The sequence below is a fragment of the Tenacibaculum sp. M341 genome (assembly GCF_004337695.1).
In the GTDB taxonomy this organism is placed as follows: domain Bacteria; phylum Bacteroidota; class Bacteroidia; order Flavobacteriales; family Flavobacteriaceae; genus Polaribacter.
This window is the reverse complement of record NZ_SJXJ01000002.1, coordinates 60,534-86,063: the sequence shown is the minus strand read 5'-3', so window position 1 is coordinate 86,063 and position 25,530 is coordinate 60,534. Positions and strand designations below refer to the sequence as shown.

Sequence of the window (25,530 nt, the reverse complement as noted above, 5' to 3'; positions counted from 1 at the left end):
GGTTTTTATCTGTTTTTAATAAAAGCAATTACTTTTATTAAATTATCCTTTTAACCAAGCTTTTAAAAGATCTTTTTGCTTAGCTGTTGCTGCGTCTTTTTGTTTTAGACCTTTTCCTTTTGTATAAGATTGAGTTGTTGTAGTATCTATCACAATTTCTTTCCCATTTCTCGATAAAACAACTTTTGCTTTCTTTCCTGGTCTCCACATAAAAACTTTACCTAATACATCATTAACCGTTGCAAAAGTTACTTCTTCTCCATTCACACTCTTAATTGCATCTCCTGGCTTAGCTCCATTTTCTGCCCAGAAGCTATTTCCTGAAACATCATCAGTAAAAACAATGCTTCTTGATACAGGATCTCCTGTTACAATATTAACTCCGTTGTTTTGTAAATAGTTTGTTTTAACCTTAGTTTCTGAAATACCCAAACCAACTTTTTCAAAAAACACGTTATAATCTATTGGTGTACCATTAACTACGTGCGTATTTAAAAACGTTCCTATTGATGGATACGTCATTTTTGTAATTTCTTCAATTAATGAATCATCATCAAAAGGTTTGTGTTTTCCATATTTATTAGATAATTCTTTCATTAAAGAAAGTATTCCTCGTTGTCCATTACTCTCTTCTCTTAATAAAATATCTATACACATTCCTATTAAAGCTCCTTTTTGGTAAACATTTAAATACTGATCATGATATTGTTTTTCAAGAATATTTTCACTCATTATGGTAAAACTCATTGCATCATTCATTTTAGAAGCCGCCGCAATTTTCCCCATAACTTTAGAATAAAATTCATCTTCGCTTACTAAATCTTTATTTACTTGAAATAACGTAGCAAAGTATTCTGTTACTCCTTCATACATCCATAAATGCTTAGAAAAAGTAGGTGCATTGTAATCAAAATAATGTACATCTTCAGAATGTACACTCAAAGGTGTTACAATATGAAAAAACTCATGAGAAACAACATCAATCATGCTCTCAGCCAAGGCATCATCTGGCATCATTTCTGGTAAAACAACAACAGTAGAAGTATGGTGTTCTAAAGCTCCAAAACCTTTTGGCGAAGTTTCATCTTGTCCTGCTAAATACAAATAAATATCATAACGAGCAGTGGTGTTTATGCTTCCTAAAAAAGACTTTTGAGCTTGCATCATCTTCTCCACTGTCGCTTTTATTTTCTTTGCTGAATGTTTTTTAGTTGGTGAATATACACTTAATACAATTTTAATATCTCCTACTTGAAATTCTTCAACATCTAACTCTCCATAAAACATTGGATTATCAGTTATTTCAAAATAACGTGGAGCAAAATATCTAGAAGTAATTGTATTCTCTTCTTTATTATTCATTGTCGCTACTTCTTGTAACGCAGATGTTCTCTTAAAGTTTGATGGTGAAATTACATCTAATTGATATTGATTTTTCTTTAAAGAATCAAAATATCCTATAAAACCATGCAGATTTAAAACATAGTTATTACTTTCAATATTCGTTCCTGATGGAGAGAAAGGTACTTCATCATCTAAACCTCCATGCTTTTCCATATCAAAAGTATCGTTAACCCAATACATTAGTTTATCTAACTTTTTAGCATCTGTTATTTCCCATGTATTAGTATCTATTTTATTTACCGATAATTCTTTTCCTGAATAATCAAAAGCTTTAAAATCATCTATAAACTTTCCAAAATCACTAACAGAATAAGTTCCTTGTACTACTTTTGGCAATCTATAAATTACTTTCTCTTGTGTAAATCTTCCCGGATCTATAGTTACCGGCAATTTATCATTAGTAACTTTTGTTAAATCCATGGTAGTATGTATAGGATTTTGAGATGCTAAATCATTTGTTTTTGTAGATTTTGTACTACTACAGCCCACCAATAATACTCCCGCTATTGCTGCAGTTAATATCTGTTTATTCATTCTAAGTTGTTTTTATATTTTTTTTTAGACACTACAAAACGGTATATGTTACTTTATTTGTGTCTTTTTTAACTTTTATGGATAGCAAAATTAACAAACCCTAAAATAGATTTAGTAGTCTTTTAAAAAAACATTAGCTCTAATTGAGTTTATCACAAAGTTAGTTTGATAGTTTAAGCTACTCTTTATGTAAGGTGATTTTTCTTCTTCATCATTAACAAGTATTTTTCCTTTATTTGTTCTAATATGTATTGCTGAAGTCTTTACTACCGCTGAAATATTTCCTTGAAAAAGATGAAGCTCCACATCTCCCCCAACTTCATTTAAATCAACCAAACCTTTATCTATAAATACTCTTAGGTTACCTTTATAACTTTCAGAAACCACATCTACAGTTTTGCCTAAAACAGTTATATTTTTATTTTTAGGTAAACTAATAACCACAGAAGCTCTATTTAATCTTTTGGTTATATATTTTCTAAAAACAGGAGATTCTTGATTAAAAAACGCTGGTTTAAATATTATTTTTTGAATCTCAGAAAGTTCCTCTGTTAAAATTTTTAGAGGTATATCGCCTTCATTAAATAATAACACTTCAACTTCTTCGGTTTCTGAATTTTTAAGTTGAACTTCATCTAATCCGTCTACTTGTATTTCAATAGTATTTTTAGTGGTAGTAAAATTCTTTGACTCTGTACTTTGTGCCTGTAAAAACAGCGTCAATAAGATAAAACTCAAAAAAACTAATAAATCCCTCATAAAAGAAAAAGACTTCCTTAAAAAAGGAAGTCAAAAATTTATGTTTATATGTATAACGTTTATTGTTTTCTTTTAGCCTCAATACTTAAAGTTGCATGAGGTACTAACTTTAAACGCTCTTTTTGTATTAATTTACCGGTAACTCTACAAACACCATATGTTTTATTCTCTATTCGAATAATAGCATTCCTTAAGTCACGTATAAACTTTTCTTGACGAATCGCTAATTGCATGTTCGCTTCTTTAGCCATTGTGTCTGTACCTTCTTCAAACGACTTAAATGTCGGTGAAGTATCTTCTGTTCCGTTATCTGCTCCGTTTTTATAGGTTGATTTTAATAATTCTAGGTCTTCCTCAGCTCTTTCTATCTTTTTTAAGATAATTCCTCTGAATTCTTCTAAATCGCTATCAGAATACCTAACTTTTACATCTTCTGCCATAATACTACGCTTTTTCGATTAACATTCTACTCTTTATGGTGTCAAATTCAATTTCTGTACCATTTTCTAATGCATCAACAAAAACCAATTCTTTAGTTAATGTTTCTGCTTTGATATAGTTTTCATTTGCCAACACAGATTGTTGTAGTTCATCTAAACTCAAAAACGTTAATTTTATTTTATCTGTTACCTCAAATCCTGAATCTTTACGGGCATTTTGAATTCGGTTTACCAACTCTCTTGCAATACCCTCTTTTTTAAGTTCATCATTTATAGTAACATCTAAAGCAACTGTTAAACCTTCAGCGTTTGCAACTAGCCAGCCCTCTATGTCTTTTGATGAAATTTCTACATCACTGGTTTCTAAGGTAATCAATTTTCCATTAATTTCCACAGAAATCTGACCCTCTTTTTCTATTTGAGAAATCTCTTTTTGCCCAAAAGACTGTATCTTACTAGAAACCAACTTCATATCTTTTCCGAATTTTGGTCCTAAGGCTTTAAAGTTTGGCTTAATTTGCTTTACTAAAATTCCAGACGCATCATCTAACAATTCTATTTCCTTAACATTAACCTCTGATTTAATTAAATCAGACACTGCTAAAATCTCTTCTTTCTGAGTATCATCAAGTACAGGAATCATTATTTTTTGTAATGGCTGGCGCACTTTAATTTTTTCTTTAGCTCTTAATGAAAGTACTAAAGATGAGATTGTTTGTGCATTTTCCATCTTACGCTCTAATGATTTATCTACTACAGACTCATCATAAACAGGGAAATTAGCTAAATGTACACTTTCAAAAGTTTCTTTTTGAGTTGCTTTATTTAAATCTTTATACAAACGATCCATAAAGAATGGAGCTACTGGTGCCGATAATTTAGCAACAGTTACCATACAAGTATATAATGTTTGATATGCAGATATTTTATCTTGAGCATACTCTCCTTTCCAGAAACGTCTTCTACACAAACGAACATACCAATTACTTAAATGATCTTGAACAAAATCAGAAATAGCTCTTGTTGCTCTTGTTGGTTCGTAGTCTGCATAAAACTTATCTACTTTATCAATTAAAGTATTTAATTCAGATAAAATCCAACGATCAATTTCTGGTCTTTCATTTAATGGTACTTCTACTTCACTATAGTTAAATCCGTCAATATTTGCGTATAAACTAAAGAATGAATATGTGTTGTACAAAGTACCAAAAAACTTACGTTTTACTTCCTCTATACCTGCTAAATCAAACTTTAAATTATCCCACGGATTTGCATTCGAAATCATGTACCAACGTGTAGCATCTGGTCCGTGCTCTCCTAAAGTTTTAAACGGATCTACTCCATTTCCTAAACGCTTAGACATTTTCTGTCCATTCTTGTCTAGTACCAATCCGTTAGACACTACATTTTTGTAAGCCACAGAATCAAAAACCATTGTACCAATAGCGTGTAATGTATAAAACCATCCACGAGTTTGATCTACTCCTTCTGCAATAAAGTTTGCTGGATAATTTTCTTTATTATCTATCAATTCTTTATTTTCAAAAGGATAATGCCACTGTGCATAAGGCATAGACCCTGAATCAAACCAAACATCTATTAAATCACTTTCTCTATACATTGGTTTACCTGAAGGAGAAACTAATACTATTTTATCAACTACATTTTTATGTAAATCAACTTTGTCATAGTTTTCTTCAGACATGTTTCCAATCTCAAAATCTGCAAAAATATCTTCACTAGCAACACCTGCTGCTACTGATTTTGCTATCTCTTGTTTTAATTCTTCAACTGATCCGATACAAAGTTGCTCTGAACCATCCTCTGTTCTCCAAATTGGTAATGGAATACCCCAAAAACGCGAACGCGATAAATTCCAATCATTAGCATTCTTTAACCAGTTACCAAATCGTCCTGTTCCTGTTGATTTTGGTTTCCAGTTAATCGTTTCGTTTAAGCTATGCATTTTATCCTTGACATCGGTTACTTTGATAAACCAAGAATCTAATGGATAATATAAAATAGGTTTATCGGTTCTCCAACAATGAGGATAACTGTGTACATATTTTTCAACTTTGAATGCCTTATTCTCCGTTTTAAGTTTAATTGCTAACTCTACATCTATAGATTTTTCAGGAGCTTCACCATCATTGTAGTACTCATTCTTCACATACTTACCTCCAAACTCTCCCAATTCAGGTCTAAATTTACCTTGTAAATCTACCAAAGGAACCGGATTCTCATTTTCATCTAACACTAATAATGGTGGAATTTCTGGACTAGCCTGTTTCGCTACTAAAGCATCATCTGCACCAAAAGTTGGCGCTGTATGTACAATACCTGTACCATCTTCAGTAGTTACAAAATCTCCAGAAATTACTCTAAATGCATGCTCTGCATTTTCATAAGGCAATACAAATGGTAATAATTGTTCGTATTTAATTCCTACTAAATCTTTACCTATAAATTCTTTAACTACATAAAAAGGAATTTTTTTATCTCCTTCTTTATAATCTAATAAGGCTGGTTTCTCTTCTACTTGTGTATACTTTCCAGTGAATTGTTTTCCTACTAAATTCTTAGCTAAAACAACATTCATTGGTTTAAATGTGTACTGATTGTAAGTTTCTACTAAAACATATTCAATTTTAGGTCCTACCGTTAATGCTGTATTACTTGGTAAAGTCCATGGAGTTGTCGTCCATGCTAAAAAGTGAATATCTCCTTCATTTTGTAAAAAATCAGGCAATGTATCTCCAATCGCTTTAAATTGAGCTACTACAGTAGTATCAGTTACATCTCTATAACATCCAGGTTGGTTTAATTCATGAGAACTTAAACCTGTTCCTGCTTTTGGTGAATAAGGTTGTATTGTATATCCTTTGTATAATAAATCTTTATTATAAATCTGCTTTAATAACCACCAAACAGACTCCATATATTTAGGTTTGTAAGTAATATATGGATCTTCCATATCTACCCAATATCCCATTTTATGAGTCAAATCATTCCAAATATCAGTGTAACGCATCACAGCTTTCTTACAAGCTTGGTTGTACTCCTCAACTGTTATTTTAGAACCTATATCTTCTTTCGTAATTCCTAACTCTTTTTCAACACCAAGTTCTACAGGTAAACCATGAGTATCCCAACCTGCTTTACGCTTTACTTGATATCCTTTCTGTGTTTTATAACGACAAAAAATATCTTTAATAGAACGTGCCATTACGTGGTGAATTCCTGGTAAACCATTCGCTGATGGTGGTCCTTCGAAAAACACAAATGGTTCATTTCCTTCTCGGGAAGTAATACTTTTTTCAAAGATATTTTTCTCTTCCCAATAATTTAAGATTTCTTCTGCTACTTTAGGTAGATTTAATCCTTTGTATTCAGTAAAATTCTTACTCATATCTACGTTCTATTAATTGAATTTGCAAAATTAAGTATTTTATTGTAATTGCAATCTTTAACAAACAAAAAACGCTTCAAATTTGAAGCGTTTTTACATATTTCTTTTATTTCTCTAAAAATATTAAGAATATTCTATTCTTATCTATAAAATTCCTTACCTGTTAATATATAACCAACCTGTTCTTACAGTTTCACCATTTCCAGGGTCAATTACGTAATAATAAGTTCCTACAGGTAATTTACTATCAATACTCACCGTTGCTCTACCATCCGAAACCCCTTCAAATCTTCTTGTTGAATCTGTATTACTATACCCTTGCACTTTAAATACTGTATTACCCCATCTATTAAAAATTTCAACGGTATTATTTGCATACTCAGGATTATCAATACAGCGAATAAAGAAAACTTGATTTTCATCATTCCCATCTGATGGAGATATTAAGTTATAAGGACTTAAACAGGTATCATTATTACAACCTGCTCCTTCTACTGGTGCACAAGGATCATTTGGATCAGATGAAGGACCTTCAACATATGTCGTAGGATCTAGTTCTGTAGATGGATCATCTACTCCATTTACTTCTTCATTATCTGTTAATCCATCTCCATCACTATCTGGATTTAAAGGATCTGTTTCTTCGTCTATTTCATCCCCATTACTCAAACCATCTCCATCACAATCTAAAGCTTCCCACTCAAAAGTTGTTTCGTCGACATCTTGACTTGATACTTCAAAAGAACATCCATCCAATGGATTTGTTCCGTCTAAGCTTTCAACTTCATTAGTTACACCATCTCCATCACAATCTGCGGTTTGCCAAATTGCATTACTTATATCTGCTACAGGATTTCCACTAAACGAACATGGATCAAATGGATCACTTATTCTTGTTGGAATACCGACAGTACTAGGATCGTCAATCCCTGTACTTTCTTCACAATCTGTCAAACCATCTCCATCACTATCAGTACTTGCTCCAACTGTAACTAAAAAACTAGGAGATGGTAAAGAACTACATCCATTAGAATTAACAACAACGTATGTAATTTCTACTGTTCCAAAGCCAACTCCAGTTACTAAACCGTTATTATCTACCGTTGCAATATTTGTGTCCGAAGAAAACCAAGAATATACTCCTCCAGTAGTTCCTTCTGTAAGATTGATTTGCTCGCCTACACAAACTTCATTGGCACCTGTAATCGGATTAGGTTCAGGTACATTTATAACATTTATTTCTTGATCTACAGACACAGAATTCCCACAACTATCCTCAAAAATCCATGTTACAACATTTAAACCTATTGAAGTTAAAGGAAAACTTGTTGAAGTCGATCCTATTACTGTACCCGAACAATTATCCGTTGCAACTGGGGCAGTAGGTATTTCTCCACAAGCAATTGTTGTTGGTGGTATTGAAGAGACGTTTGGTGCCGTAGTATCTTCTACGGTGATTGTTTGAACTAAATCTGTGGTCAAGCCACCACAATCTTCTAAGGTATACGTTCTAGTTACAATATAGGGATCGCCATTACATCCACTACCACCATTATTTGTATCGGCTACAGTAACCGTTACCGCTCCTCCACAATTATCGGCTTCATCAGTAATTAAGGTAATATCACTAGCTGGTACATCTGAAATACATTGCAATCCTGTGATGTTTGCTGGAGCGGTTCCTGTTGGTGCTGTAGTATCTTCTACGGTGATTGTTTGAACTAAATCTGTGGTCAAACCACCACAATCTTCTAAGGTATACGTTCTTGTTACAATATAAGGATCGCCATTACATCCACTACCACCATTATTCGTATCGGCTACAGTAACTGTTACTGCTCCTCCACAATTATCGGCTTCATCGGTAATTAAGGTAATATCACTCGATGGTACATCCGAAATACATTGCAATCCTGTAATATTCGCTGGGGCAGTTCCTGTTGGTGCCATAGTATCTTCTACGGTGATTGTTTGAACTAAATCTGTGGTCAAACCACCACAATCTTCTAAGGTATACGTTCTTGTTACAATATAAGGATCACCATTACATCCACTGCCACCATTATTCGTATCGGCTACAGTCACTGTTACTGCTCCTCCACAATTATCGGCTTCATCGGTAATTAAGGTAATATCACTCGATGGTACATCTGAAATACATTGCAATCCTGTGATGTTTGCTGGGGCAGTTCCTGTTGGTGCTGTAGTATCTTCTACGGTGATTATTTGAACTAAATCTGTGGTCAAACCGCCACAATCTTCTAAGGTATACGTTCTAGTTACAATATAGGGATCACCATTACATCCACTGCCACCATTATTCGTATCGGCTACAGTCACTGTTACTGCTCCTCCACAATTATCGTCCTCATCAGTAATTAAGGTAATATCACTCGATGGTACATCCGAAACACATTGCAATCCTGTGATGTTTGCTGGGGCGGTTCCTGTCGGTGCTGTAGTATCTTCTACGGTGATTGTTTGAACTAAATCTGTAGTCAAGCCACCACAATCTTCTAAGGTATACGTTCTAGTTACAATATAAGGATCACCATTACATCCACTACCACCATTATTCGCATCGGCTACAGTCACTGTTACCCCTCCTCCACAATTATCAGCTTCATCAGTAATTAAGCTAATATCACTCGATGGTACATCTGAAATACATTGCAATCCTGTGATGTTTGCTGGAGCAGTCCCTGTTGGTGCCACAGTATCTTCTACGGTGATTGTTTGAACTAAATCTGTGGTCAAACCACCACAATCTTCTAAGGTATAGGTTCTAGTTACAATATAGGGATCGCCATTACATCCGCTACCGCCATTATTCATATCGGCTACAGTCACTGTTACCCCTCCTCCACAATTATCGGCTTCATCCGTAATTAAGGTAATATCACTGGCTGGCACATCTGAAATACATTGCAATCCTGTGATATTCGCTGGGGCGGTTCCTGTTGGTGCCATAGTATCTTCTACGGTGATCGTTTGAACTAAATCTGTAGTCAAGCCACCACAATCTTCTAAGGTATACGTTCTAGTTACAATATAAGGATCTCCATTACATCCACTGCCACCATTATTCGTATCGGCTACAGTCACTGTTACCACTCCTCCACAATTATCAGCTTCATCGGTAATTAAGGTGATATCACTAGCTGGTACATCCGAAATACATTGCAATCCTGTAATATTCGCTGGGGCAGTTCCTGTTGGTGCCATAGTATCTTCTACGGTGATTGTTTGAACTAAATCTGTGGTCAAACCACCACAATCTTCTAAGGTATACGTTCTAGTTACAATATAGGGATCATCATTACATCCACTGCCACCATTATTCGTATCGGCTACAGTCACTGTTACTGCTCCTCCACAATTATCGGCTTCATCGGTAATTAAGGTAATATCACTCGATGGTACATCCGAAACACATTGCAATCCTGTAATATTCGCTGGGGCAGTTCCTGTTGGTGCCATAGTATCTTCTACGGTGATTGTTTGAACTAAATCTGTGGTCAAACCACCACAATCTTCTAAGGTATACGTTCTTGTTACAATATAGGGATCACCATTACATCCACTGCCACCATTATTCGTATCGGCTACAGTCACTGTTACTGCTCCTCCACAATTATCGTCCTCATCAGTAATTAAGCTAATATCACTCGATGGTACATCTGAAATACATTGCAATCCTGTGATGTTTGCTGGAGCAGTCCCTGTTGGTGCCGTAGTATCTTCTACGGTGATTGTTTGAACTAAATCTGTGGTCAAACCACCACAATCTTCTAAGGTATAAGTTCTAGTTACAATATAAGGATCGCCATTACATCCGCTACCGCCATTATTCGTATCGGCTACAGTCACTGTTACCGCTCCTCCACAATTATCGGCTTCATCAGTAATTAAAGTAATATCACTAGCTGGTACATCTGAAATACATTGCAATCCTGTGATGTTTGCTGGAGTGGTTCCTGTTGGTGCCATAGTATCCTCTATGGTGATTGTTTGAACTAAATCTGTGGTCAAACCACCACAATCTTCTAAGGTATACGTTCTAGTTACAATATAGGGATCGCCATTACATCCACTACCCCCATTATTCGTATCGGCTACAGTAACCGTTACCGCTCCTCCACAATTATCCGCTTCATCTATAATTAAGCTAATATCACTTGCAGGTACATCTGAAATACATTGCAATCCTGTAATATTCGCTGGGGCAGTTCCTGTTGGTGCTGTAGTATCTTCTACGGTGATTGTTTGAACTAAATCTGTGGTCAAACCACCACAATCTTCTAAGGTATACGTTCTAGTTACAATATAGGGATCACCATTACATCCACTACCACCATTATTCGTATCGGCTACAGTCACCGTTACCGCTCCTCCACAATTATCGGCTTCATCAGTAATTAAGGTAATATCACTCGATGGTACATCTGAAATACATTGCAATCCTGTGATGTTTGTTGGAGCGGTTCCTGTTGGTGCCGTAGTATCCTCTACGGTGATTGTTTGAACTAAATCTGTGGTCAAGCCACCGCAATCTTCTAAGGTATACGTTCTTGTTACAATATAAGGATCGCCATTACATCCACTACCGCCATTATTCGTATCGGCTACAGTAACTGTCACAGCTCCTCCACAATTATCGGTTTCATCAGTAATTAAAGTAATATCACCCGCTGGTACATCTAAAATACATTGCAATCCTGTAATGTTTGCTGGGGTGGTTCCTGTTGGTGCTGTAGTATCTTCTACGGTGATTGTTTGAACTAAATCTGTAGTCAAGCCACCACAATCTTCTAAAGTATACGTTCTAGTTACAATATAGGGATCACCATTACATCCGCTACCGCCATTATTCGTGTCGGCTACAGTAACTGTTACCACTCCTCCACAATTATCGGCTTCATCAGTAATTAAGTTAATATCACCCGCTGGTACATCTAAAATACATTGCAATCCTGTAATGTTTGCTGGGGCGGTTCCTGTTGGTGCTGTAGTATCTTCTACGGTGATTGTTTGAACTAAATCTGTAGTCAAGCCACCACAATCTTCTAAAGTATACGTTCTAGTTACAATATAGGGATCACCATTACATCCGCTACCGCCATTATTCGTATCGGCTACAGTAACTGTTACCACTCCTCCACAATTATCGGCTTCATCAGTAATTAAGTTAATGTCACCCGCTGGTACATCGGAAATACATTGCAATCCTGTAATATTCGCTGGAGCGGTTCCTGTTGGTGCCGTAGTATCCTCTACGGTGATTGTTTGAACTAAATCTGTGGTCAAGCCACCGCAATCTTCTAAAGTATACGTTCTTGTTACAATATAAGGATCGCCATTACAGCCACTGCCGCCATTATTCGTATCGGCTACAGTAACTGTTACCGCTCCTCCACAATTATCAGCTTCATCAGTAATTAAGGTAATATCACTCGATGGTACATCTGAAATACATTGCAATCCTGTAATGTTTGCTGGGGCGGTTCCTGTTGGTGCCGCAGTATCTTCTACGGTAATTGTTTGAACTAAATCTGTAGTCAAGCCACCACAATCTTCTAAAGTATACGTTCTAGTTACAATATAGGGATCACCATTACATCCGCTACCGCCATTATTCGTATCGGCTACAGTAACTCTTACCACTCCTCCACAATTATCGGCTTCATCAGTAATTAAGTTAATATCACTGGCTGGTACATCTGAAACACATTGCAATCCTGTGATGTTTGCTGGGGCGGTTCCTGTTGGAGCTGTAGTATCCTCTACGGTGATTGTTTGAACTAAATCTGTGGTCAAACCACCGCAATCTTCTAAGGTATAAGTTCTAGTTACAATATAAGGATCGCCATTACAGCCGCTACTGCCATTATTCGTATCGGCTACAGTCACTGTTACCGCTCCTCCACAATTATCAGCTTCATCAGTAATTAAGGTAATATCACTCGATGGTACATCTGAAATACATTGCAATCCTGTAATGTTTACTGGGGCGGTTCCTGTTGGTGCTGTAGTATCTTCTACGGTGATTGTTTGAACTAAATCTGTAGTCAAGCCACCACAATCTTCTAAAGTATACGTTCTAGTTACAATATAGGGATCACCATTACATCCGCTACCGCCATTATTTGTATCGGCTACAGTAACTGTTACCGCTCCTCCACAATTATCGGCTTCATCAGTAATTAAGTTAATATCACTGGCTGGTACATCTGAAATACATTGCAATCCTGTGATGTTTCCTGGGGCGGTTCCTGTTGGTGCTGTAGTATCTTCTACCGTGATTGTTTGAACTAAATCTGTATCATTTCCACAATCATCCATTACTGTATAAGTTCTGGTAACAATGTATGGATCGCCATTACAACCACTACCCCCATTATTTGTATCTGAAGAAGTAACACTTAACATTGTATCGCACGCATCATTAATCGCTGTAACACCGCCTAATCCAACTATTCCTGCTACAGTAGTTACTTCTCCTGGTACACTTAACACATCGCAACTATTAATAGTTATTGCATTTAATGTTCCTGTGACAATTGGAGAAGTTGTATCTTCTATATTGATTATTTGTACAATATCAGTATCATTACCACAAGTGTCTGTTATCTTATATGTTCTTGTAATCACTAAAAGATTTGGACAACTACCTGCTGCACTAGCATCACTATTAGTAACAATTAAGTCACCATCAATAGTAAAATCATCAGAAATTGTTAGTCCTGCTCCCTCTAATGCAGCTACCGATGTTAAAGCAGAAGGCGTTACGCTTGCATCACAACCTTCTTCAGTAAGTATTGGTAGAGTTCCTGATATTAAAGGATCAGTTACATCGACATTTACTGTAATTATAGGAGAATTTGTAGAAACACAAGTTCCACTTTTAATTACTGCTCTAAAAAATGTAGTCTGAGTTAATGCTCCAATAGTACTGCCTGCAAAAGTAGTACTTGTTTCAGCTACATTGGAAAAACTTGTGAAAGATGGACTTGTGGACTGCTGCCATTTTTCAACACTTCCGATTATTCCTGTAACAGAAATATCTGCTGGTGTATCTCCACTACAAATAACTTGATTTGTACTACCTGTTCCTCCATCACTTTCTGGAGACACTGTTACCATTATATCAAATGTTTCTCCATCACAAGCTGAACCATCTGCTATTGTTACGGAATAAGTAACAATCACAGGAACACCTGTAGTATTAGAATAAGTATCTGTAATATTTGCAATAGTAGCTGTGGTACGATCAGAAGCTGGAGGAACATTTGTTGGATCTGAGGAAGCTACAGTGTAAGTAGTTGCAAAACTAAGACCTATATTTAATGGTACGCTAGAGCATGTTTCTTCTGTTAAATCAGGGAAAGGAGGAGAAACTATTTGTAATTTAACTTCCTCTCTTGTTGGATTTATACACGAAGTAGATGTATCTGTTATTTGTGCAAAATAAGATGTTGGAGGATCTGTACTTGGACTCGTTGTATTGACAATTGGACTAGCAATGATGTTTCCTCCTGTAGCTGCATCATACCATACTACACTTGTATTTGGATTTAATGTTATTCCATTATTTGCGTCTAATACTTGAGTTCCTGATAAATCATCACAAACAATAATATCACTTACACTTGCCAATGTAGGGTTTGGATTTACCACTACAGTATCTGTATTTGTTAAACTAATTGAACAATTTGTACTTGTAAATGCTAGTGAAACCAAATTTATTGTAGTATTAGTTGTTACCGAAGAAACAACAACAGTAGCATCTCCCATTGCATCAAGCGTTACAGTTTCATTCGGATTTCCGTCTACATTATAAGTTAATACAGCCAATGGAGATCCTGAAATATAAAACTCAGCATCATCCCCTTCACATATATCAGTGTTTGTTGTTAACGATGTAAATGTTGGCAGTGGATTTACTGTTACTGCATAAACAGATGAAGCATTAGAGATACATCCATTTCCATCTGTAACTGTATACGTGATATTGGTACTACCAGCACTTATTCCAGTTACAACACCACTTGCATTTATAGTTGCTACTGCTGTATTAGAAGAGCTCCAAACTATGGTTCCTGAAGTTCCTTCAGTTAATGTAATAGTTCCTCCTTCGCAAACCTCAGTGAGACCTGTTATTGGATCTGCTACTGGTAATGGATTTACACTTATTGTACCTGTTGCATTTACCGTATTACAACCTCCTGTCAATGGAATACTATAATTAAATATTCCTGAAGCTGTTGGAGTACCACTTATTGTAATAACATCTCCAGACCAAGTGGCACCCACTCCTGCTGGTAATCCATTTGCACCAGCAACCCCGTCACTAGCAATACCTGTTGCTAGATTTGTTGAATGAGTTATATTAGTTAATATTGTTCCTACACATAGTGTTGGTGTACTAGATGGTAAGCTTGCTGTATTACATGGATTAATAGTTACTGCCTCTGTTAAATCATCAATTAGAATATTGGTTTCTGTAGATATTTCAGTAAAATTATAACTTACACTGTTAGTTACAGTACCAGAAGCATCATCTTTCGCTCTAGCAACAATTACTAATTCAAATTCATCTCCTGGAATCATTGTTCCGATTGTCCAATTAGGTGCTGACCAAGTTCCTACTTCAGGAGTTGCGCTCACAATATCAAACTCTGTTGGTAATACGTCTGTTAAGACAACATTCGTCATAGGATCTATAGAAGAACTTCTTGCTGTAATAGTAAAAGTAACATTAGAACCTGCATCTATAGGATCAACATCATCTACCTTTGTTACCTGTAAATCAGGATCACAACTATAAAGAGAAACGACTGCGGAATTATATTCACATCCTCCAAAATCAGTAACTCTAACAAAATACTCTCCTAAACCAGAAGCATTAGGATTAAATGTTTGTAACCCTGGACCACTTGCTAAAAGAGTACCTGTTAATTCGTTTATACCTTTATACCATGCATAATTAGCAAAGCCGCCGTTAATTTCTCTTAAATCAGAACCTGGAAAACACCCACCTCCTGTAATATCTACCTCTACAGCAGGTATCGTATCGAAACCTGAAAAATAACCTGCTATTCCTGCTGCTCCACTTGCTCCTAAAAAACCTACAGCTATAGGACCTGTAGAGTTGACCTCTACATCTCCACTTAATCCATTCACAAATGCAGTTTTCCAAGTTGATCCAGCAGCATTTGAGAAAGTAAAATCTGTACCTCCAGTAAATGTTCCTGTACCATCTGTTACAGTTATATCTCCATCAGCAATTAACTGAGAAGCTACAATTGTTACACCTCCCGTAAAGTTAACTCCTGCTACGTCTCTTATATTAGGTATGTTACTCAGTTGAGAAGGTAATAAACAATTTACTGGAGCTATAAAATTTAATCCTAAGGTAATATAACTCGTATCTCCTGTAATGACCTGATAAGCATAGGCATCTCTAGATGTTCTTACATACATATTTGCTCCTACTGTATTAGAAGAATAATTACTACCTGGGATTTCAAAATACTCTCCTGTATCAATAGTTGCAATAGGAGTAACTGAACCATTGACAAAAATATCTGTACCGTCTTGTGTTGCTATAATTATAGGGAATTCTGTTTCGTTATTTGTTGCTCCATTCCCTCTTATAAACACATACTCTTGACCAATTGCATTTTCTGCAACTGGTTGATCTATAGCCGCGTCTCTACCATTTGCACCTACTCTAACTCCTATATTAAGACCACCATTACTAATTGCTATATTTTTATCAGATAAAATGGTTGCTCCTAACCAACCATCAACGTTTGCATCATCTAAATCACCATCATCTGTACCTGCAGCTAGATTTCTTAATGCCTGTAAAACATACGTTTCTCCCTTATCTAAAACTATTTGAACAGCATCGGTTTTAATTCCATCAGGATCGGCTCCATTTCTGAACTCTGAAGCAGGATCATAATCAACAATATCAATAGTAGTATCATCTTCTGTTGCCATTATTCCTACAAAAGCAGACAATGTTGAATGTCCTCCTCTTAAAGGAATTCCTCCCCATTTAAATAGTTTACCTAATGCTTTACTCCCTTTTGTTGTTAAAGAAGCAGCTTGAGAAGAAGAACGTCCTCTATAATTCACGTAAAACTCTTCTCCCGTGACGGACTCAAATCTAAGTCCACTGTTCATTAACTTTACCCCTGTATTTGCATCTGTAACTAAAGTTATATTATTATCTCCATCAGCTAAATTATATATCCCTGGTGCTGCATTAGAAATAGTTACTGTTGCTATAGCAGTAGTGTTTGTTCCTTGAAAAATATCAACATCGAAAGGAGTTGCTACAGGTGTTGACAAATAAAAGGCTTGTTGTCTGATAGCCTGATTATTTGACTGCTGCTTCATTGGTGGAAAATAATGTACATTATCCAACTGAGCATTCGAAAGATTAAAAAAGAATACTATAAATACGAAAAGTAAAAGATTTGTAGAGATACAACTTTGAGTAACATATGTATATATATTACCCTTTTTCACTCTACAAGACAGAGTGTTTCGGGGGGTCATGCTATTAAAATATTAAGAAATGTTTGCTATTCCCCATATAAAGAATAAAAAACACTTTTTGTTAACTCAACACTAATTTAATAAATTAACCCTCAAAAAACCAACAAGTTGCAACAAAAAGTATGCTTTTAAGAAATATCTCTTTCTTTTTTTATGTTTTCATAAGCTTTTTGTATGCTCTGAAACTTTTCTTTAGCAGCTTCTTTGTGTTCTTCTCCAATATCATGCAATCTATCTGGATGATATTTTTTTGCCATTTTTCTGTAAGCCTTTTTTACTTCGTCATCAGATACATTTTTTTCTATTTCTAAAATTTTATAAGCTGCATCTGACTCATTATAGAACATTGCTTTAATCGATTGATAATCTATAGAGCTTATATACAAATAGTTTGAAATTTTCTGGATTGCTTCCTCTTCAGAAGGAGTTACATTTCCATCAGCTTTAGCTATTCCAAATAAGAAATGAATTAATTGTAAACGAGAGGAGTGAGACATGTGTTCTCTTATTTGAATACAAACTTGCCTCGTTGAAATATCTTTTTTTATAATTCCGTTAAATAACTTAAATGCTCTGTTTGCTCTATCTTGACCATAAAGGTTGATAAAATGTTTTCTAACAAAATCTAATTCTACAGGATCTATTTTTCCATCAGACTTAATAACTACAGATGCTAATATTAAAAGACTTATTTCAAAATCTCCTGAAGTAGTTTTTCTGCGTACCCTTGGTCTTTCTTGTTCTTTTCTATTGTATTCTTCTTGCTCTAGTACGTAATCACTAACCTTTACTCCATCAATTACGCTACCTATAGCATATCCAATAATTGCACCTATTGGTCCACCTAAAGTAAAACCTAAACCTGCTCCTAGCCATTTTGTAAATTTCCCCATCTGTAATTATTTATGAAATATCAAAGATAATGAGATTATGAGTATCTTTGTAATTCAAAAATTAAATAATTATGTATCCAGAAGAATTAGTAAAACCAATGCGTGACCAATTAATTAACGCTGGTTTTGATGCTTTATATACTGCTGAAGATGTTGATAATGCTTTAGCTAAAAAAGGAACTACTTTAGTAATGGTAAATTCAGTTTGTGGTTGTGCAGCTGGAACTGCTAGACCAGGAGCAATTGCTTCTATTGATGCTGATAAGAAACCTGATCACTTAACTACAGTTTTTGCAGGAGTAGAAAAAGAATCTACTTCTAAAGCTCGTGAATATATGATTCCTTTTCCTCCTTCATCTCCAGCTATTGCTTTATTTAAAGATGGGCAATTAGTACACATGTTAGAGAGACATCATATTGAAGGTAGATCTGCTGAAATGATTGCCGAGAATTTATCTCAAGCTTATGATGAATTTTGTTAATTAACAAAAAGTCATTTATATAATATAACCACAACATTTTCATGTTGTGGTTTTTTTTTTATTCTGGTTTTATGAATCAACCTACACACTTCACACACAAAACAATTCGCATTTATTTAACAATTTTGACTCATTTTAGGCAAGCTATCACAATGTTTACTATACAATTAACACTAATTAATATTATTTATTTGTTAAACAACTAACTTTCAATGTATATTCGTAGCCTTAAACCATTTTTAATTTACTATGAAAAAAATTTCAATATTTTTTACATTGATGTTGTTATTATCACAAATAATAATAGCACAAAAAACAAAAAACATACCTAATGATCCTTCTGTGAAAATAGGAGTACTTTCAAACGGTATGACCTATTTTATAAAACAAAACCCTAAACCTGCTAATAAAGTAGAATTAAGATTAGCAGTAAAGGCTGGTTCTGTTTTAGAGGATGAAGACCAATTGGGATTAGCTCATTTTATGGAGCACATGAATTTTAACGGAACTAAAAACTTCAAAAAAAATGAATTAGTTGATTACTTACAATCTATCGGAGTTAAGTTTGGTGCGCATTTAAACGCTTATACTGGTTTTGATCAAACAGTATATATTTTACCTATTCCTAGTGACGATAGTGAAAAACTTGAGAAAGGGTTTCAAATTGTAGAAGATTGGGCACATGGAGCATTACTAGAAGGAAAAGATATTGACGAAGAACGTGGTGTTGTTCTTGAAGAATATCGTTCTCGAAGAGATGCAGATTCTAGAATGTTAGAAAACTACATTGATAAAATTGCTTACGGTTCAAAGTATGCTAAAAGATTACCTATTGGTACTAAAGAAAATCTAGAAAATTTTAAACACGAAAGTATTCGTCGCTTTTTTAAAGATTGGTATCGTCCAGATTTAATGGCTGTAATGGCTGTTGGTGATGCTGATGTTTCTGTTTTAGAACAAAAAATCAAAGAACATTTTTCTAAAATTCCTGCAGCTAAAAATCCAAGAAAGCGTGAAAACTTTACTTTAAAAAATCATAAAGAAACTTTCATTGCAATAGAAGCTGATAAAGAAGCTGCTTTTTCTAGAGTGCAAGTAATGTATAAAGATCGTAAAGATAAAACTCCAAATACTACTATTACAGATTACAGGAATTCTATAATCAACAACTTATTTGATCAAATGATCAACAATAGATTTGATGAATTAAGAAATAGTGAAAATCCACCTTTTACTTATGGTTTCAGTTATTACGGAGGTACATTAGCTAAGAATAGAATGGCTTTTCAATCTGTAGCTGGTACAAGTGCTGAGGGACAATTAAAAGGTTTACAAGCTTTACTAACAGAAAACGAAAGAGTTAAAAGATTTGGCTTTAAAGAAGGAGAATTTGAGAGAGCTAAGAAAAATATAGTATCTCGAATAGAGAAAGAATTTAAAGACAAAGACAAAAGAGAATCTAAAAGAATTATTGGAGCTTTTGTTTCAGGTTTTTTAGATGAGCGTCCAGTACCTAGTATAGATTGGAGGTTTAAAACTACTCTTGAAATGTTACCTTCAATACAATTATCAGAAGTAAATAACCTTATTAAAAACTATTTACATGATGATAATCGTGTAGTAGTAATTACAGGGCCTAAAAAAACAGTAACTGAAGCTGAAGTTTTAAAAGCATTGAACGAGGTAAAGACAAAAGAACTAAAACCTTATGAAGATAAAGTAGTTGCTTCTTCTTTAATTACAACTGCGCCAACTCCTGGTAAAGTAACTAAAATTGAAACTAATGAAAAACTAGGTACTAAAACTCTTATTTTAAGCAACGGTGCTAAAGTTACATTTAAGAAAACTGACTTTAAAAATGATGAAATTTTACTTACTTCATTTAGCTATGGAGGTACATCTTTATACACCGATGAAGAAGTTCACGCTACTAGTTTTGCTAATAGAGGTTTAACTGAAGCAGGTATTAATGGCTTTAGCTTGAATGATATCAATAAAATCATGTCTGGTAAAATTGCAAGAGTAAATCCTTACATAGGAAGTTATAGTGAAGGTTTTTCTGGAAGTGCTTCTCCTAAATACTTAGAAGAACTTTTCCAAATGATTCACTTATACTTTACTGCTTTAAATAAAGATGAAAAAGCGTATAACTCTTACATAAACAAACAAAAAAGTTTTTTAGGAAACTTATTAGCTAATCCAAATTTCTTCTTTCAAAAAGAAATGAGTGATTTCACTAATGCTAATAACCCTCGTTACACAGGTTTTCCATCTCCTGAAAAATATGAAAAAGCTGATTATAATTTAGCTTATAAAAAATATCAAGAACGTTTTGCAGATGCTGGTGACTTCAACTTTTATTTTGTAGGAAACATTGATGAAGCTAAATTAACTGAATTCGCTACTAAATATATTGCAGGTTTACCTGGTAAAAACTCTAACGAATCATACAAGGTAAGCAACTTTCGTCCATTATCTGGTTCGCATGAAAAGATTGTTAGTAAAGGAAAAGATCCTAAAAGTACTGTTAGAATCATTTACCAAGGAGAGGCTGATTACAATGATAAAGATGCTTTAACTTTTGATTTTATTGGTGAAGTAGTTGGAATTAAATTAACTGAAAAGTTACGCGAAAAAGAAAGTGGAGTTTATTCTGCAGGTGCACGTAGCAGCATGAGAAAAGTTCCTTATGGAAGATTTAGCTTTTCAATTGGTTTCCCTTGTGCCCCTGAAAATGTTCAAAAATTAAAAGATATTTCTATTGCTGAAGTAAATTCATTAATTAAAAATGGTCCTTCTAAAGAAGATTTATCTAAAGCTAAAAAAGCGATGATTATTGAGCACAAAGAGAACATGAAGAAGAATCAATTCTGGTTAGACTATATTGAAAGTATTGATTATTCTAAAGATAATCCTGACGACATGTTTACTTTTGAAGATAGAGTGAATGCTATAACTGTAAAAGATGTACAAAAATTAGCTAAAAAATATTTAACTAAGGGTTATATATTAGGTGTACTAAATCCTGAACAATAATTATAAAGTAACATTTAACAAAGAAGCTCGCTATATGGCGAGCTTCTTTCTTTTTAATAAATTTCTAATATACTTACTTCGTTTTCAAGTAAAAGTCTGATTTTATATTTTTTATTTCCTCATTTTTAAACACATTATAACTAAACCACTCGTGAATAGCATAACTCCCCACTTCTCCTTTTTTATTAATTGCGATGTAACAAACTTGAAAATCTTTGTAGTTACTATTTGGTTTGCTTACGATTCGTTTTATTGCTTCCTCACACGCTTCTTGAGGCGATTTACCCTGACGCATTAATTCTACAATTAAAAAACTTCCCACAGTTTTAAGAACTTCTTCACCCAAACCAGTTGCTACTGCACCTCCTACTTCATTATCTACGTATAAACCAGCTCCTATAATTGGAGAATCCCCTATTCTACCAGCCATTTTATAAGCCAATCCACTTGTTGTACATGCTCCGGAAATATTACCTTCAGCATCTAAAGCTAACATCCCAATTGTATCGTGATTTTCTATATTGATTATTGGTTTGTATTCTGATTTTACTTTCCACTCTTCCCATGCTTTTTTTGATGCTTCTGTTAACAAATCTTCTTGTTGAAAACCATTGGTAATCGCAAACTGTTCCGCTCCTTTTCCTGCTAAAATAGCATGAGGTGTATCTTCCATTACTTTTCTAGCTAAAGAAATCACATGCTTTATGTTTTTAACTCCTACAACAGCTCCATAATCACCTTTTTCATTCATTACGCAAGCATCTAAAGTTACACTTCCATCTCTATCAGGTAAACCTCCAATTCCTACCGTCTGATTTTCAATATTCGCTTCTTCAGCTCTACAACCTTTCTCTACAGCATCTAAAGCTGAACCTCCATTTTTGATTACCTCTGCTGCTGCCTCAATTGCTTTAGGAAAATTCCATGTTCCAACTACTACAGGTGTTATTTTGGTATTTACAACCTCATTCGTTAGATTTTCCTTTTTAGTTACCTTGTTACAGCTATGAAAAACTATAAATGCTAACCAACTTAAAAAGAGTATTTTTCTCATATCCTTTTCTCTTTTATTTAATTATAATTTCATCAATAAATATCCAAGATTTCCCATTGTGCTTATATCCTAAATGCCACTCTGGTAAATTTCCTAACTTTTTAGCCACTACTTTTACATATCTAACATTACTACCTTTTAAATGGATCGTTGCTTCCTTCACGCTAACTTCTTCTGCTGGCTTTCCTGTATCAAAATTTAGACTAGCTACTTCTTTGTATTTTTTTCCATCTACAGAGGTAAAATATTTTACTTGCCTTGGTAAGAAAATCCAACTACGCTGATCTTCAAGATAATTCGTTGTAATACTTTCAACCCACTTTTCTTTTCCCAAATCAACTGTAGCTGTAACATCTGTATTGGAATACCCTTGCCAAGTACCAGTTCTAAAATCTCTGGCACCAATTACACCATCAATTAAAGCATTATCTCCTCCTGCATTGTATTGATTTGAATAGTTAGTTTCTAGTGTGATTTTAACATTCGGATCAATCTTAAAAAAGTTGGTACTTATAATTGCACTTTTATTTTCTCCTTTTAATGCATAAACTTTTAAAGAAGTTTTGCTATCAATTATAAAAGGTGCTGAATATTGTTTGAACTCATTGTCATCTAAGGCATAAAAAATAGTAGCTTCTTTATCAACATTCGCCAATACAATCTCTGTTTTTCCTTTAAATGCTACTACTCCTTTTTCAATATATGGTGCTGGTACAATTAAATGCTCTTTTATTTCAGAAGAAGGTAGTTCATACTCTTTTGTTCCCCAATCTGACGGCTTATCTATCATTACAAATTCTAATGTTCCACCGTTTACAATTTCTGAATGTGTCAGGTAAGTTCGTTCTAATTTTTCACCATTTAAAAAAGCTTCTTTTATATAACTATTCTTAGTATTTAAATCTGTGGCTACTACTGTAAACTGTTTTCCATCTTCTAATCGAATCGTCGCTTTTTTAAATAAAGGAACTCCTATGATATATTGATCTGAACCAGGTGTAACAGGATAAAATCCTAAACTACTAAAAATATACCAAGCACTCATTTGTCCACAATCTTCATTTCCAGAAATACCATCAGGTGTATTTGTGTATTGCTCTGTTAAAATCTGTTTTATCTTTTCCTGAGTTTTATGAGGTTTTCCTACAAAATTGTACAAATAAGCCATGTGATGACTTGGTTCGTTTCCATGAGCATACTGACCGATTAATCCTGTGATATCAACCTGATGACGACCTGATGTTTCTGACTCTGCTTTAAAAAGCGTATCTAAATTACGCTCTAAAACAGATTTTCCTCCAAGTAACTTTATATAGCCTGAAATATCTTGCGGAACATAATTACTATACTGCCATGCATTGGCTTCAGTATAATTAAAATTTACTTCATACGGATCGAAAGGTGCAAACCAAGTATTTCTAAATCGACCACGCATGAATTGAGTCTCTGGATCAAAAATGTTTTTATAATACTGTGCTCTCTCTAAAAACTCTTTATAATCTGATTGTTTGTTCATTGCTTTTGCCATTTGTGCAATGGTCCAATCATCATAAGCATATTCTAGTGTTTTAGAAACCGATTCACTCTCTTCTTCTACAGGAATATATCCAAAAGATTTATATGATTTTAATCCTAACTTATCTCTTGTAGCCGAATGTTTCATAACGTCTAATGCTTTTTCTGCATCATAATTTCGTATTCCTTTTATATATGCATCTGCAATAACTGGCACAGCATGATATCCAATCATACAACCTGTATAATTTGCCGATAAATCCCAAATTGGCATAATACCTCCTTCATCATATTTTGCTAAAAAAGTATTTATAAAATCATTAGTTCTTTCTTGCTCAATGATTGTATATAGAGGGTGTGTAGCTCTGTAGGTATCCCAAAGAGAGAAAACTGTATAATAATTGAAATCTTTAGCCTCATGAATTTTTAAATCCATTCCTCTATATCTACCATCTACATCTTGATACATATTCGGAGCAATCATTGTATGATACATCGAGGTATAAAAATTTGTTTTATCATCTTCGCTTGTACTTTCTACAACAATTTTTTGCAATTGTTTTTCCCAAGTTTCTTGTGCTTGTTTTTTTATTTCTGAAAAAGGTTTATTTCCAATCTCAGCTTCTAAATTTTTCTTTGCTCCTTCTTCATCAACTGCTGAAATTCCAATTTTCACAAATACAGGTTCGTTATTTGGATTGATAATTTTAAAAGCATAACGTTCCGCATTTTTTTGAGCATAGTATTTAAAACTTGTATCAATAGGATGAGATAACTTGATTGAATAAAAAAGTTGTTGTTTTGTAGCCCACGCCTTTGAAAATCTTTTTCCGCTTAATTCTGTTTCAGAAACTATATTTAAAGTCCCTTCTAACAATTCATCTCTATGTTCTAAATCTAAAATAATCACTTGATTTTCCGAAGAAGGGAACTGATATTTATGCATACCACTTCGTTCAGCTACAGTTAATTCAACATCAATATTAGTATCATCCAAATGTACTTTGTAAAAACCAGCTCCTGCTACTTCTTTTTCATGTGAAAATTTAGACCTGTATCCATCTTTACCATCTCCTCCATTATTAAACGTTACTTTATTAGTAGGCATTAACAAAATATCTCCGTAGTCAGAAACTCCTGTTCCACTTAAATGCGTATGAGAAAATCCATAAATGTATTCATCGGAATAATGATAACCAGAACAACCATCCCAACCGTCTAAACGAGTATCAGGACTTAATTGCATCATTCCAAATGGCATCGTAGCACCTGGATATGTATGTCCATGACCTCCAGTTCCTATAAACGGATTGACATAAGAAATTAAAGGTTTAGTTATTTTAGCTGAAGAAATTTCTTTTTTTTGCTTGCAGCCTAGTACGCTAAGAACAAATAAAAATAATATAGTTTGTAGCTTCATTTGGTTTGGATT

10 protein-coding genes are annotated in these 25,530 nt (G+C 34.3%); 2 read left to right on the top strand and 8 right to left on the bottom strand.

Going from position 1 to position 25,530, the window contains the following annotated elements; all coding sequences use genetic code 11:
• Nucleotides 1–42: 42 nt before the first annotated feature.
• The 6 genes from EYW44_RS02265 to EYW44_RS02240 form a co-directional block, all read right to left on the bottom strand.
• The gene (locus EYW44_RS02265; RefSeq protein WP_132721998.1) at nt 43–1,938 is read right to left on the bottom strand and encodes a M61 family metallopeptidase; all 1,896 of its coding nucleotides are present in this window, start codon (nt 1,936–1,938) and stop codon (nt 43–45) included.
• Nucleotides 1,939–2,049: 111 nt separating this feature from the next.
• A complete protein-coding gene (locus EYW44_RS02260; RefSeq protein WP_132721996.1) occupies nt 2,050–2,697 on the bottom strand; it encodes a hypothetical protein in 648 nt (215 codons plus the stop codon).
• Between the two features lie 59 nt (nt 2,698–2,756).
• Entirely contained in the window at nt 2,757–3,137 is a 381-nt protein-coding gene (locus EYW44_RS02255; protein ID WP_132721994.1) for a TraR/DksA family transcriptional regulator, read from the bottom strand.
• Nucleotides 3,138–3,141: 4 nt separating this feature from the next.
• Complete coding sequence (ileS, locus tag EYW44_RS02250) at nt 3,142–6,546, bottom strand: isoleucine--tRNA ligase (RefSeq protein WP_132721992.1); 3,405 nt, start codon at nt 6,544–6,546, stop codon at nt 3,142–3,144.
• A gap of 156 nt (nt 6,547–6,702) precedes the next feature.
• Complete coding sequence (locus EYW44_RS02245) at nt 6,703–16,956, bottom strand: HYR-like domain-containing protein (protein WP_243643592.1); 10,254 nt, start codon at nt 16,954–16,956, stop codon at nt 6,703–6,705.
• A 290-nt stretch (nt 16,957–17,246) separates the two neighbouring features.
• Nucleotides 17,247–18,011, bottom strand: coding sequence for a TerB family tellurite resistance protein (locus tag EYW44_RS02240; protein ID WP_132721988.1), 765 nt, complete (start codon nt 18,009–18,011; stop codon nt 17,247–17,249).
• Nucleotides 18,012–18,082: 71 nt separating this feature from the next.
• On the opposite strand from EYW44_RS02240, the gene EYW44_RS02235 reads away from it, so the two are divergent.
• Together EYW44_RS02235 and EYW44_RS02230 are read left to right on the top strand one after the other, a co-directional pair.
• Nucleotides 18,083–18,493: a BrxA/BrxB family bacilliredoxin gene (locus EYW44_RS02235; RefSeq protein ID WP_132721986.1), complete on the top strand. Its 411-nt coding sequence runs from the start codon at nt 18,083–18,085 to the stop codon at nt 18,491–18,493.
• Between the two features lie 249 nt (nt 18,494–18,742).
• Nucleotides 18,743–21,529, top strand: coding sequence for a M16 family metallopeptidase (locus EYW44_RS02230; RefSeq protein WP_132721984.1), 2,787 nt, complete (start codon nt 18,743–18,745; stop codon nt 21,527–21,529).
• A gap of 73 nt (nt 21,530–21,602) precedes the next feature.
• Here EYW44_RS02230 and EYW44_RS02225 read toward each other — a convergent pair whose 3' ends face one another.
• Both EYW44_RS02225 and EYW44_RS02220 read right to left on the bottom strand, forming a co-directional pair.
• Nucleotides 21,603–22,583, bottom strand: coding sequence for a N(4)-(beta-N-acetylglucosaminyl)-L-asparaginase (locus EYW44_RS02225; protein WP_132721982.1), 981 nt, complete (start codon nt 22,581–22,583; stop codon nt 21,603–21,605).
• Between the two features lie 13 nt (nt 22,584–22,596).
• Nucleotides 22,597–25,518 (bottom strand): GH92 family glycosyl hydrolase, encoded by a 2,922-nt coding sequence (locus tag EYW44_RS02220; RefSeq protein ID WP_132721980.1) that lies wholly within the window; start codon nt 25,516–25,518, stop codon nt 22,597–22,599.
• Nucleotides 25,519–25,530 lie beyond the last annotated feature (12 nt).

What these genes read in the sequence shown, in the direction of transcription:
- EYW44_RS02265 (WP_132721998.1), bottom strand. Translation starts at nt 1,938, where the DNA reads ATGAATAAACAGATATTAACTGCAGCAATAGCGGGAGTATTATTGGTG.
- EYW44_RS02260 (WP_132721996.1), bottom strand. Translation starts at nt 2,697, where the DNA reads ATGAGGGATTTATTAGTTTTTTTGAGTTTTATCTTATTGACGCTGTTT.
- EYW44_RS02255 (WP_132721994.1), bottom strand. Translation starts at nt 3,137, where the DNA reads ATGGCAGAAGATGTAAAAGTTAGGTATTCTGATAGCGATTTAGAAGAA.
- ileS (WP_132721992.1), bottom strand. Translation starts at nt 6,546, where the DNA reads ATGAGTAAGAATTTTACTGAATACAAAGGATTAAATCTACCTAAAGTA.
- EYW44_RS02245 (WP_243643592.1), bottom strand. Translation starts at nt 16,956, where the DNA reads ATGAAGCAGCAGTCAAATAATCAGGCTATCAGACAACAAGCCTTTTAT.
- EYW44_RS02240 (WP_132721988.1), bottom strand. Translation starts at nt 18,011, where the DNA reads ATGGGGAAATTTACAAAATGGCTAGGAGCAGGTTTAGGTTTTACTTTA.
- EYW44_RS02235 (WP_132721986.1), top strand. Translation starts at nt 18,083, where the DNA reads ATGTATCCAGAAGAATTAGTAAAACCAATGCGTGACCAATTAATTAAC.
- EYW44_RS02230 (WP_132721984.1), top strand. Translation starts at nt 18,743, where the DNA reads ATGAAAAAAATTTCAATATTTTTTACATTGATGTTGTTATTATCACAA.
- EYW44_RS02225 (WP_132721982.1), bottom strand. Translation starts at nt 22,583, where the DNA reads ATGAGAAAAATACTCTTTTTAAGTTGGTTAGCATTTATAGTTTTTCAT.
- EYW44_RS02220 (WP_132721980.1), bottom strand. Translation starts at nt 25,518, where the DNA reads ATGAAGCTACAAACTATATTATTTTTATTTGTTCTTAGCGTACTAGGC.